At 71.4% G+C, this 10900-nt stretch carries 13 protein-coding genes and 1 pseudogene; 12 read left to right on the plus strand and 2 right to left on the minus strand.

The features are described from left to right. The 3 genes from IY392_RS08430 to IY392_RS08440 form a co-directional block, all read left to right on the plus strand. The coding region (locus tag IY392_RS08430; RefSeq protein WP_194860966.1) for an ATP-binding cassette domain-containing protein at positions 1-326 on the plus strand (326 nt) is incomplete at its 5' end. 181 nt (positions 327-507) lie between these two features. Beyond that, positions 508-1143 (plus strand): TetR/AcrR family transcriptional regulator, encoded by a 636-nt coding sequence (locus tag IY392_RS08435; protein ID WP_107757214.1) that lies wholly within the window; start codon positions 508-510, stop codon positions 1141-1143. Further along, positions 1140-1910 (plus strand): maleylpyruvate isomerase family mycothiol-dependent enzyme, encoded by a 771-nt coding sequence (locus IY392_RS08440; protein ID WP_194860967.1) that lies wholly within the window; start codon positions 1140-1142, stop codon positions 1908-1910. Before IY392_RS08435 ends, IY392_RS08440 begins: the two co-directional genes overlap by 4 nt. A gap of 15 nt (positions 1911-1925) precedes the next feature. Here the strand turns inward: IY392_RS08440 and IY392_RS08445 are convergent, their stop codons facing one another. Together IY392_RS08445 and IY392_RS08450 are read right to left on the minus strand one after the other, a co-directional pair. Further along, a complete protein-coding gene (locus IY392_RS08445; RefSeq protein WP_194860975.1) occupies positions 1926-2990 on the minus strand; it encodes a cell wall metabolism sensor histidine kinase WalK in 1065 nt (354 codons plus the stop codon). A 92-nt stretch (positions 2991-3082) separates the two neighbouring features. Further along, positions 3083-3805 carry a response regulator transcription factor gene (locus tag IY392_RS08450; RefSeq protein ID WP_194860976.1) on the minus strand — a complete coding sequence of 241 codons (723 nt, stop codon included), beginning with the start codon at positions 3803-3805 and terminating at the stop codon, positions 3083-3085. A 234-nt stretch (positions 3806-4039) separates the two neighbouring features. Between IY392_RS08450 and IY392_RS08455 the strand changes: the two genes are divergently transcribed. From IY392_RS08455 to IY392_RS08495, 9 genes and pseudogenes are all read left to right on the plus strand, one after another. Then, positions 4040-4696, plus strand: a complete 657-nt coding sequence (locus IY392_RS08455; RefSeq protein ID WP_194860968.1) for a DUF305 domain-containing protein — start codon at positions 4040-4042, stop codon at positions 4694-4696. Positions 4697-4753: 57 nt separating this feature from the next. Continuing rightward, positions 4754-4996, plus strand: a pseudogene (locus IY392_RS08460) (CueP family metal-binding protein); the annotation flags it as partial. A 238-nt stretch (positions 4997-5234) separates the two neighbouring features. Next, a complete protein-coding gene (locus IY392_RS08465; protein ID WP_182613759.1) occupies positions 5235-5792 on the plus strand; it encodes a hypothetical protein in 558 nt (185 codons plus the stop codon). An 85-nt stretch (positions 5793-5877) separates the two neighbouring features. Then, complete coding sequence (locus IY392_RS08470; protein WP_194860970.1) at positions 5878-6918, plus strand: hypothetical protein; 1041 nt, start codon at positions 5878-5880, stop codon at positions 6916-6918. Beyond that, entirely contained in the window at positions 6918-7466 is a 549-nt protein-coding gene (locus tag IY392_RS08475) for a hypothetical protein (RefSeq protein WP_194860971.1), read from the plus strand. Before IY392_RS08470 ends, IY392_RS08475 begins: the two co-directional genes overlap by 1 nt. Positions 7467-7474: 8 nt before the next feature. Then, on the plus strand, positions 7475-8638 hold the full coding sequence (locus IY392_RS08480; RefSeq protein WP_194860972.1) for a hypothetical protein: 1164 nt from the start codon (positions 7475-7477) through the stop codon (positions 8636-8638). 152 nt (positions 8639-8790) lie between these two features. Next, complete coding sequence (locus IY392_RS08485; protein WP_194860973.1) at positions 8791-9327, plus strand: hypothetical protein; 537 nt, start codon at positions 8791-8793, stop codon at positions 9325-9327. A 62-nt stretch (positions 9328-9389) separates the two neighbouring features. Further along, the gene (locus IY392_RS08490; RefSeq protein ID WP_107757221.1) at positions 9390-9701 is read left to right on the plus strand and encodes a helix-turn-helix transcriptional regulator; all 312 of its coding nucleotides are present in this window, start codon (positions 9390-9392) and stop codon (positions 9699-9701) included. Next, positions 9698-10900: cation-translocating P-type ATPase (locus tag IY392_RS08495; RefSeq protein WP_194860974.1), on the plus strand; the 1203-nt coding region annotated here is incomplete at its 3' end. The genes IY392_RS08490 and IY392_RS08495, both read left to right, overlap by 4 nt.

The following is a 10900-nucleotide window of genomic DNA, read 5'->3' on the forward strand; positions in this document are numbered from 1 at the left end:
CCCTGGCGGCGTCGGTGCGCGGCGTCGCCGTGGACCCGGACGCGCTGGCGGACGAGGTCGGCGTGGACCCGGTGCTTCTGGACCGCCGCCCCGCGGAGGTCTCGGGCGGGCAGCTCCAGCGCGCCTGCCTCGCCCGCGCGCTGGCACAGGAGCCCCGGTATCTGATCGCCGACGAGGCCACCGCGCACCTTGATCCGCTGAGCACGGCCGCGATCGCCCGCGCACTGCGTCGGCGTGCCGACAGGGGGCTGGGCGTCCTGGCGATCACCCACGATCTCCGACTGGCCCGCAGCTTGGCCGACGAGGTGAGGGAATTGGGGGTGTGACGCCGTCGAGCTCGAGCTGCGATTCGGTGGTGGCGAGGGCGGGCCACCCTACGCCGGGGCGGCCACGTCTGCGGAGTCGGCTGCTCCTGTGCTCATCGGCCCCACTCTCGCCCTCCCCCGAGACCGGATCGCGACCAATCCCCTCTGGACATCACCGGGCCACAGGCGCACAATCCTAATCATGTTAGGCACGCCGAATCGCGATAGGTCAGCCGAACGACGTGAGGCCACCCGGCGGGAGATCATCGATGCCGCGTGGGACGTGGCCCGTGAGCAGGGGCTGGCCCAGCTCACCCTCCGCGACGTCGCGGCCCGGGTGGGCATGAAGGCGCCGTCGCTGTACTCCCATGTGGACTCCAAGAACGCCATCTACGACGCGATGTTCGCCCAGGCGTGGACCGAATGCCTCGAGGTGATGCTCTCCCTCGACGAGCGTCCCCCGACCGGTGCCCGGGGCACCGTCCGGCTGTACGCGCGGGCGTACTTCGACTTCTGCGTCACCGACCTCGCGCGCTTCCAGCTGATGAACCAGCGCACCATCCCCGGCTTCACCCCCAGCCCGGAGGCCTACGCGCCCGCGGTGCTCGTGCTCGACGGTCTGCGTGAGCGGTTCGCGGCGATCGGGATCACCGACCGCGAGGACATCGACCTCTACGTGGCGGTGGTGGGCGGCATGGCGGACGCCCAACTCGCCAACGACCCCGGAGGCGACCGCTGGGCCCGGCTGGTCGACCGCGCGATCGACATGTACCTCGACGACGTCGGCATCCCGACCGACGCCCCGGTCACCACCGCACAGGAGGACACACCGCCATGATCACGACAACCGGGCAGCACCGCTCGAAGAACGACCCCCGACAACCCCGACTGGCCCGGGGTGTCGCCGGGCGTCTCGCCGAGACCGAATACGACCGGGTGGCCGAGATGCTCGAACGGCTCACCCCCGACCAATGGGGCGCCCGGACCGACTGCACCGAGTGGGACGTGCGCGCGATGGCCGGGCACATGCTGGGCATGGTCCAGATGCTCGCCAGCTGGCCGGAGATGGTCCGCCAGCAGCTGGCCTCCGGCAAGCGGGCCAAGCGCGAGGGGTGCCTCCCCATCGACGCGATGACGGCGCTCCAGGTGGAGAAGAACGCCGGCCTGTCGACCGAGCAACTGATCGCCGAGGTCCGTCGATCGGCCCCCGGGGCCGCCAGGCACCGGCGACGGGCACCGGGCGTGATGAGGAGGCAGGCCATGGAGGACAACGGCGAGTGGTGGTCCATGGGCTACCTCTTCGACGTGATCCTCACCCGCGACCCGTTCATGCACCGCATCGACATCGCCTCCGCGACGGGCGTCGCCGTGACGGCGACCCCGGAGCACGAAGGGGTGATCGTCGACGACGTGGTGACCGAGTGGGCCGGTCGGCACGGCCAGGCCTTCGACCTGGAGCTCACCGGCCCGGCGGGCGGGCGCTGGCAGCACGGTGGGCACCCGGGCGCCGGAGAGAACCTCACCATGGACGCGTTCGAGTTCTGCCGCGCCCTGAGCGGCCGGAGGCCGGTGGAGGGACTGCTGCGGACCCAGGTCCCGTTCTGATCGGGGGTCGCGGTCTCAGCCGCGTGACGACGCGGGAATCGTGACGGTGAAGCGGGACCCGTGTCCGGGGCCGTCGCTGGCCGCGCTGACACGGCCGCCGTGGGCCTCCACGAGCGCACGGGTGATCGTCAGCCCGATGCCGCTGCCGCCGGAGTGTCGGCCGCGGGCGGTGTCCACGCGGTAGAAGCGGTCGAAGAGATGGTCCAGGTGGTGGGCGGCCACACCCTCGCCGGTGTCGGTGACGGTGACAGAGACCAGTCCGGTGTCGTGCACCCCGGTGCTGACGGTGACGGTGCCACCGGCAGGAGTGTGCCGCAGCGCGTTGTCCAGCAGGTTCCCCAGCACTTGGCCCATGCGGTCGATGTCCACGGTGACCTCGGCGTCGACGAGCTCACGGGCGGTGAGCTCCACTCCCTTGTCCGCGAACTGCTCCCGGGCGGCATCTGTCGCGGTCCCCACCAGCTCCGCGACGGTGGTGGGGACCGGATGGAGACGGGTCAGGTGCTCCTCGACAGCGGAGACGGCCACGATGTCCGACGCCAGGCGCTCGAGCCGGCGGGTGGCCCTCCACAACACCTCCCTGGTGTCGTCGTCGTAGTCCCGCACGCCATCCTCGACGGCCTCGAGGTAGGAGTCGATCGTGGCCAGCGGGGTGCGCATCTCGTGACCGAGGTCGGCCAGCATCCGGCGTCGCGAGGTGTCGGTGGCGCCGAGTCGCCGGGCGAGCTCGTTGACGCTCGTCGCCAGGTCGTCGAACTCCCGCCCCAACTCGGGGCTCGCGACCCGCGTGTCGTAGCGTCCGCCGGCGATCTCGACGGTCGAGGTGGTCACGACGGCGACGGAACGCTGGACCCTCCGGGTGAGGTACCAACTCGCCAGCAGCGCCAGGAGCACAGCGACGCCCACCGCCAACCCCAAGGCCAGGACGATCGAATCCGTGAACGCCTCCTCGACGTGGGCGGCCTCCGCGGAGTCGTGGTCGATCCCGGCCTGCCCCAGGTGGTCGTGGAAGATCTCCGGCGCCAGCACCGAGGCGACGAGCCACGCGCTCCCCGCGCAGCCCACCACCACCCCGGCCATCACCAGCAGCAACCTCGTACCGAAGCTCGCCCGGGCACGCCGTCCGCGCCGCACCTCGCCACGGCCACCGATCCGGCCGCCGACCCCGCCGCTCACCGCCCGGCCCCCATCCGGTAGCCCACGCCGCGGACGGTGCGGACGTAGCGGCCCAGCGTGGCATCGTCGCCGAGCTTGCGGCGCAGGTGCGCGACGTGGACGTCCACCAGGTGGTCGTCGCCCACCCAGTTCGGGCCCCACACCGTCTCGATCAACTGGGAGCGGGTGAACACGACACCCGGGTCTCGGGACAGTGCGGCGAGCAGGTCGAACTCGGTGCGCGTCAGCGCCACCGCCTCACCATCGACGTTCACCTCACGACCGGCGACGTCGACGGTCAGAGCCCCGATCCTCCGCGGAGGCGCCTCCACCGCGTTGCCGCCCGCGGACCCGGTGGCGACCCCCGCGTCGTCGAACCCGGTCGCCGGCCCCCGAGGTCGACGCATCATCGCCTGGATCCTGGCCATGAGTTCGCGGGGGCTGAAGGGTTTGGTCACGTAGTCGTCCGCGCCGACGGACAACCCGATCAGCGTGTCCACCTCATCGGTCCGCGCGGTGAGCATCACGACGTACGCGTCGGAGTGGGCCCGGATCCGCCGACACACCTCGACCCCGTCCAGGCCCGGTAACCCCAGGTCCAGGACGATCACGTCCGGGTCCACCGTCCGGGCCAACGTGACGGCCTGGACCCCGTCGCCGGTCACGGAGACCTCGAATCCGTCGCGCCGGAGGTAGGTGGCGACCAGGTCGGCGAGCGACTGCTCGTCGTCGACGACCATGGCACGCAACCCCGTGGGATGGCGCGCGCCGGAACCGGGAACACCGGCCTGTCCGGGGTCGACAGGGGTGTGGGTCATGGGTCCCATCATCGCGCTCCACCAGGGGATCCGCCGCCCCCACGACAGCCTTGACCAAACCTTCACGTGACCTCCATCCCGCCGGTCGGGTCCGACGGGCAGGATGGTCACGATCAGTCCGGGCGCCCCGTGGCTCCGTTCGAAAGGACCTCGACGATGACCAGCAGGATCCTCCTCGCGGCCGCAGCCGTGGCCGTTCTCACGCTCTCCGCCTGTGCCGATGGCGGCGACGACACGACGGCCGCGTCGCCGGCCACGACCACCACCGCCGAGGACGGCGCTCCCGCGACGGCCGAGGAGGGGGCTTCCGGCGAGCACTCCGCCGCCGACGTGCGGTTCGCGCGGATGATGATCCCGCACCACGAACAGGCCATCGAGATGAGCGACATCATCCTGGCCAAGCAGGACATCCCCGACGACGTCCGCGCCCTGGCCGAGGAGATCACGGCCGCTCAGGGTCCGGAGATCGAGCAGCTCAACCGGTGGCTCGAGGAGTGGGACGAGCCCGGAGCGCACCACGACGGGCACGCCGGCCCCGGCGCAGGTGATCACATGGGTGACGCCGGTGAGATGCGCATGATGGACGGCATGCTCTCGCCGGAGGAGATGCAGGAGCTGGTCGACTCCGAGGGCACCGACGCCGCGCGCTTGTTCCTGGAACAGATGATCGTCCACCACGAGGGCGCGATCGACATGGCGCAGGACCAGGTGGAGGACGGAACCCACCCGCAGGCGGTCGAGCTGGCCCAGACCATCATCGACACCCAGCAGCGGGAGATCGACCGGATGCGGGAGATGCTCGCCGGGCTGTGACGGTGAGAAGTGCCGTGCCAACCGGGAACCGCCCGGCCGTGCGCGGACGTGGCCTGCTCGCGGCGGCCCGACGACCTGTGGGCCTCCGTCGAACCGGACCGGTTGCGTCAGAGCGAACCCACCGGCGACCTCGGGGAGACGGCGCTGCCGATGCCTGCTGACGAGTTCTCCCTCTCCGTGGCGCCATATCGGACCTTCACGCACGACGGCTTCTTCCACAGCATCACCACGTGCCTCGGTGACCTCGGCGGCGAGACCGTGCATGTGACCGTGACGGACGGGCCGACTGCCGTAACCGTCCACCGTCCGCCGCCACGCGGCCGCCGCGGTCAGTCGCAGCCGACGTAGTCGGTCCCGCCACAGTCGCACGCGGCTCGGTCAGGTCCAAACACACGCGGCTCGGTCAGGTCCAGACACGCGCGGCGCCACCACACTTGACATGACAGCGACCAAGTGTCTACTTTAAAAGCGTCTTCATAACTGTGACGGAAGACACCTCAGGATCGCCCGATCCATCCCCTTCCCTAAGGAAACCCCCATGCGTAAATCTGTGCTGGTCGCGCTCGGCGCGGCCACGATCGTCGCCCTCCCCGCCGCCGGCGCCGCCTCGGCCCAGGCGAATCAGCAGGAACTGAACTTCACCGTCACGGCCGCCCAGAACGGCGGCCTGTCGGTGAACACCGGTGGGCCGGTGAGCACCCTCGGACTGGCGTCCAACGGGGGGTCGGCCTCGGGCTCTCTCACCGTGTTCAGCATCACCGACACCCGGGGCACGACGAACGGATGGAACGCCTACCTGGCGCTCACCGACTTCGTGCACACCCAGGACGCCACCGCGGTCATCCCCGCCACCAAGGCGACCTACCACCCCCCGTCCTCCGCCCTCGGGCTGGTGTTCGGAGGAACGGCCAACCGGGCGGCCGCGGACATCCCCCTGAAGAACGACGACACGCTCATCATGACCCGCACCCAGCGGACCCTCGCCGCACCGCTGGAGACCGCCACGATCCCGAATCTCAACGCGATGACCGTCGACCTCTCGGGCACGGTGGCGATTGGTCAGTACAAGGCCACGCTGACCCTGTCCGCCCTCTGAGTCACCCCTGCCACATCGCAGTTACTGGACACTTGTCCAGTAACTGCGATGTCGTCCCCCCCCTACGAGTCGAGAGCTGATCCCGATGCGTTCTCTTTCGCGGCTGATGCTGGCCTTGATGATGGTGGTCCCGCTCGGCCTGATCGCCATGCCCGCACAGTGGGCCCACGCCCAGCCGGACGGCGGCCCGGTCGATCCCACGGGATCCATCCGGATCTCCCTGATGGACATTCCCGCGGACCGGGTGGACGACCCGCGGGCGAGGTCCTACATCGTCGACAACATCCCTCCCGGGGAGTCGATCTCGCGCCGGGTGCAGGTGACCAACGACACCGGCGCCCCGGCGACTCTCGACGTCTACGCGGGGCCGGCCGAGATCCGGGACGGCGCCTTTGTCCCCCGGCCGCGTGGAGAGACCAACCCGCTCTCCTCGTGGGTGGAACTCAGCGCGGACGAGGTGACGCTGGACAACGGCCAGTCCGCCGAGGTGCTCGTGACCATCACCGTCCCCGAGGACGCGCCCGAGGTCGAGCAGTACGGCGCGGTCTGGGTGTCGACCAGGCCCGCCGCCGCAGAGGGCGAGGAGCAGATCCAGCAGGTGTCGCGGGTCGGGGTGCGGCTCTATGTGTCCGTCGGCGAGGGCAACGGTCCCCCGTCGGACTTCCAGATCGAGAGCCTCACCCCGCAGCGCGATGCCGAGGGCAACGCCGCGGTCGCGGTGCGGGTGCAGAACACTGGCGGCCGGGCCGTCGACGTCTCCGGCGACCTGACCCTCGGCGACGGGCCGGGAGGCCTTACCGCGCAGGCGATGTCCGCGAGTACGGTGACGATCCCCCCCGGCGACGGCGGCGAGGTGATGTTCGTGATCCCGTCCAGCGTGGAGTTCCCGGCCGGACCGTGGCAGGCCACCGCGGATCTCGAGAGCGGGTGGGCGCAGCACTCCATCAGCTCGGAGATCACCTTCCCCGACCAGGGCGTCGGGGAGACGAGCGACGGCGACGGAGGGTGGCCGATCGGACTGTGGGGAGCACTGATCGCGGGACTCCTCGCGGCGACGGCGCTGGCGCTCATCCTCCTGCGCCGTCGCTCCTCGGGCGGCGACGAGCGCCCCGCGGAGACGCACTGATGGTCGTGAGGGCGGCGGCGGTCCTCGCCGTCACCGCCGCCGCCGTCACCGTCGTCGTCGTGGCGTCCACTGTCGGACCGGCTGCCCCGTCGTCCGCGGCCCCGGCGGACACCTCCACCCTGACGTTCGAGGTGGTCGGCGGGACGAGCGGCGACCTGCACATCGCGGTCGCCGCGGAGGGTGGCCTGGCCCTCCCCGCCGGCAGCGGCGTCTCCGAGGTGACGCTCGCCGACACCGCGGTCATCGACAGCCGCGGGGGCGGATCCCGCGACTGGAACGCGTCCGTCGCCGCCACCGGTCTCGCTCAGGGACCATCTCTCTCGTACAGGGTCGTCTCCCCCACCGGACCCGGAGCGGTGACCAACCGGATGCCGGACTGGACGCCGGTGGGCGCCCCGCGGGACGCCCTCGCGGTGAGCGGGATCGTCGTGCCCTCCGCATCGTGGAGATGGACGCCCCGGGTCAGGGTGGACAGGGCAGTGCCCGGCCTCGGTTCCACCGGCCCCTCCGCTCCCGGCCGCGGCGCGTTGATCACGTCGGCGTTATGACGACGACGATGAGGCCCGTCACCGTCCGAGGGCACCTCACCCCGCGTCTCGTGGCGTTCCTCGCCGCCGTGCTGATCGCGTCGGTCGTGCTCGCCGCAGCCTCGCCCACACCCGCCCTCGCGCATCAGAGACCGTCACCCGGCGCGAGCCCGGGCACGATCTCGATCGGACTCAGGAGCGCTCCGCCGACGCCGTCGAACGACCCCAGGGCACATCGGTACATCGTGGACCATCTCAGCGCGGGGGCGTCGACCACTCGTCGACTCGAGGTGGGCAACCACACCGACTCCCCGCAGAGGATCGAGGTCTACGCCGGGCCGGCCACGGTGCAGGGCGGGTCGTTCCTGCCCGCATCGCCCGGGGAGTCGAACGCGCTGACCCGGTGGATCCACCTCGACAGATCGGTGCTGAACCTGCTGCCCGGCCAGTCGGCGATGGTCACCGCGACGATCACCGTGCCCGCCGGGGCACCCGATGCCGAGCAGTACGCGGTGATCTGGGCATCCCACACCTCCGCGGCCCCGGGCGGGAACGCGGTGGGCACAGGAACGGGCTCGTCGGGGTCGGCGGGGTCGGGCTCGCTCGGGTCGCCCGGGTCCTCCTCGAGCGGCTCCGGTGCGGGCGAGACCGGCCTCGACCAGATCTCGCGCGTCGGGGTCCGCGTGTACCTCTCCACCGGAGCCGGCGGCGCGCCCGATTCCGGATTCGAGATCCTCGATCTGCGGCCTGTCTGGGCAGCGGTCGGCGTCGCCGCATTCCTCGCGACGGTGTCCAACACGGGACACAGGGCGGTGGATGTGGCCGGGACACTCGATCTCACCGACGGACCCGGCGGGCTGGCGACCCCTCCCCTCGCGTCGGAACCCGCCACCATCGCGCCCGGTGAGACCGCCGAGATCCGCTTCCCCGTCTCCGAGGCCATCCCGCTCCCCTCCGGGGAGTGGACGGCGACCGTGGATCTGGCGAGCGGGACCGAGAAGCAGACGACCGCGCGCGAGTTCGCGGTCCCCCCGGTGGGCGACGTCACCGCCTCGGGCGGCTCGCCCGAGGCCACCACCGCGCCTGTTCGTCCCCTGGGAGCAGGTGCGGCGCTGCTGGGGCTCGCCGCGCTCCTGCTGCTGCTCTGGTTCCTCGTCGGCAGGCGCAGGAGGGGCGAGGGCTCCTCGGGGTAGACCCCGACCATCCGGTCGCGCGCACTGCGGGGGACCCCCCATTTATCCCCGGATTCGCAGCGCAGCCCGATGTGACCAGGCCGTGCCCGCGATTAGGGTGACCGGCGAAACCGGCCGGGTCACCGGCCCCGCACATCGTGAATCGAGCCGCCATGAACGAGCAGACCCCCTCCCGCTCCGACGACTCCTCGGACGCCGGGTGGGACCACACCACGGCGACCACGACTCAATTCGCCCCCGTGGAGCGGTACCCAGGGGAGCACTTCCCTCCCGAGCGCTACCCGACAGAGCGGTTTCCGACCGAGCAGTTCCCCCCTGTACCGGCCACCGAGCAGTGTCCGACCGTCCCGGCCTCGGAGAACGTCGAACGGCTCGCCCACGACGGAGGTCTGCCCTACGGAATCACCCCCGCGGCGCCGTACAGGCAGAACACCGAGTTCGTGCCCCATCATCTGGCGTCGCCGGCGGCCGGGCAGGGATTCGGCGACCCCGCCCGGTTCCAGCAGTACACGGCTTACGGAATGCCGGCGCAGGGAATCATGCCCCACCCGTACCCGATGCAGCAGACGGTGTTCGTCACCCACGGCGGCGGCAGGCGGGTCAACCACCCGCTGCACCTGATCCTGACCATCCTGAGCTTCGGGCTCTGGCTCCCCGTCTGGACGGTGCTCGCGATCGCCAATTCCTAGAGGCCGGGCCGACGCCGGCGCCGAGCCTGGAACACATCGCTCAACCCCGTTATCATCGTCGAATGACGATCGATGCCGGGGTTGCGCTGTTCCGCAGCCTGTCCGACGGAACCCGGCTGGCGATCATCCGCCGGCTCGCGCGCGGTGAGACCCGGGTCGCCGACCTGGTGGCCGAACTCGGGTTGGCGCAATCCACGGTTTCCGCCCACGTCGCGTGCCTGCGGGACTGCGGGCTCGTGGAGGGGCGACCGCAAGGCCGGCAGGTGTTCTATTCGCTCGCCCGTCCCGAGTTGATGGAGTTGCTGGCCTCCGCCGAGACGCTCCTCGCCGCGACCGGGTCGGCGGTCGCGCTGTGCCCCAACCACGTCTCGTGAGCGACGCGTGCGGGTGCGGCCCCGATGACCCTCCGGCCGGGGACGGCGAGAACCGCGGTCCGGAACACCTGTGGCAGGTCACCGAGATCCGGGCCGCTGCCGCGGCCGGATCACTGCTTCTGACGGGACTGCTCCTCGGCCGGACCGTCGGGCCCCACCCGGCCGAGTTCGTGCTGTACGCGGTCGCGCTCCTGGTCGCGGGCTCCACGTTCGTCCCGTCGACTCTCCGACGCCTGGCGCGGGGCAGCATCGGCGTGGGCACGCTCATGACCATCGCGGCCACCGGCGCGTTGATCCTCGGCGAGGTCGAGGAGGCCGCCCTGCTGGCGTTCCTCTTCGCCATCAGCGAGGGGCTCGAGGAGTATTCGGTCGCACGCACCCGCCGAGGCCTGCGCTCCCTGTTGTCGCTGGTTCCGTCGACCGCCACCGTCCTCCGCGGCGGGCGCGAGCTGCGGGTCGGGCCCGACGACCTCCGTCTGGGCGAGGTGATGATCGTCCGACCGGGCGAGCGGATCGCCACCGACGGCACGATCCGCGTCGGCCGCACCGCCCTGGACAACTCGGCGATCACCGGCGAATCGGTCCCGGTCGAGGCCGGTCCGGGGGACGAGGTGTACGCGGGGTCGATCAACGGCAGCGGCGCCCTGGAGGTCACGGTCACCGCGGAGGCGCGGGAGAACTCGCTGGCGAGGATCGTCCAGATCGTCGAGGCGGAACAGTCACGCAGGGGCCAGGCCCAGCGGCTGGCCGACACCGTCGCCAGGCCCCTGGTCCCGGGCATCCTCGTGGCCGCCGCGCTGATCGCGGTGGTGGGGAGCCTGTTCGGCGACCCGCAGGTGTGGATCGAACGGGCCCTCGTCGTCCTGGTGGCGGCCTCGCCCTGCGCCCTGGCGATCTCTGTGCCCGTCACCGTGTACGCCGCCGTGGGTGCGGCCAGCCGGTTCGGTGTGCTGGTCAAGGGAGGCGCCGCTCTGGAGGCCCTCGGCCGCATCCGCGGAATCGCCCTGGACAAGACCGGCACCCTCACCCGCAATCGTCCCGTCGTCGTCGAGATCGCGACCGCGGACGGGGTCTCCGGGGCGGAGGTCCTCGCGGTGGCCGCCGCCCTGGAGGTCCGCAGCGAGCATCCGTTGGCGGCGGCGATCCTGGACGCCGCCGGCCACGAGGTCCCCGCGGCCCGGGAGGTCGCCGCTGTCACC

Origin of the sequence: Dietzia sp. SYD-A1, from assembly GCF_015356725.1 — a bacterium.
GTDB lineage: Bacteria > Actinomycetota > Actinomycetes > Mycobacteriales > Mycobacteriaceae > Dietzia.

Coding starts and splice junctions, on each gene's coding strand:
- IY392_RS08465 (WP_182613759.1), top strand. CDS start 5,235: ATGCGTAAATCTGTGCTGGTCGCGCTCGGCGCGGCCACGATCGTCGCC.
- IY392_RS08480 (WP_194860972.1), top strand. CDS start 7,475: ATGAGGCCCGTCACCGTCCGAGGGCACCTCACCCCGCGTCTCGTGGCG.
- IY392_RS08455 (WP_194860968.1), top strand. CDS start 4,040: ATGACCAGCAGGATCCTCCTCGCGGCCGCAGCCGTGGCCGTTCTCACG.
- IY392_RS08440 (WP_194860967.1), top strand. CDS start 1,140: ATGATCACGACAACCGGGCAGCACCGCTCGAAGAACGACCCCCGACAA.
- IY392_RS08490 (WP_107757221.1), top strand. CDS start 9,390: ATGACGATCGATGCCGGGGTTGCGCTGTTCCGCAGCCTGTCCGACGGA.
- IY392_RS08435 (WP_107757214.1), top strand. CDS start 508: ATGTTAGGCACGCCGAATCGCGATAGGTCAGCCGAACGACGTGAGGCC.
- IY392_RS08450 (WP_194860976.1), bottom strand. CDS start 3,805: ATGGTCGTCGACGACGAGCAGTCGCTCGCCGACCTGGTCGCCACCTAC.
- IY392_RS08470 (WP_194860970.1), top strand. CDS start 5,878: ATGCGTTCTCTTTCGCGGCTGATGCTGGCCTTGATGATGGTGGTCCCG.
- IY392_RS08485 (WP_194860973.1), top strand. CDS start 8,791: ATGAACGAGCAGACCCCCTCCCGCTCCGACGACTCCTCGGACGCCGGG.
- IY392_RS08475 (WP_194860971.1), top strand. CDS start 6,918: ATGGTCGTGAGGGCGGCGGCGGTCCTCGCCGTCACCGCCGCCGCCGTC.
- IY392_RS08445 (WP_194860975.1), bottom strand. CDS start 2,990: ATGGCCGGGGTGGTGGTGGGCTGCGCGGGGAGCGCGTGGCTCGTCGCC.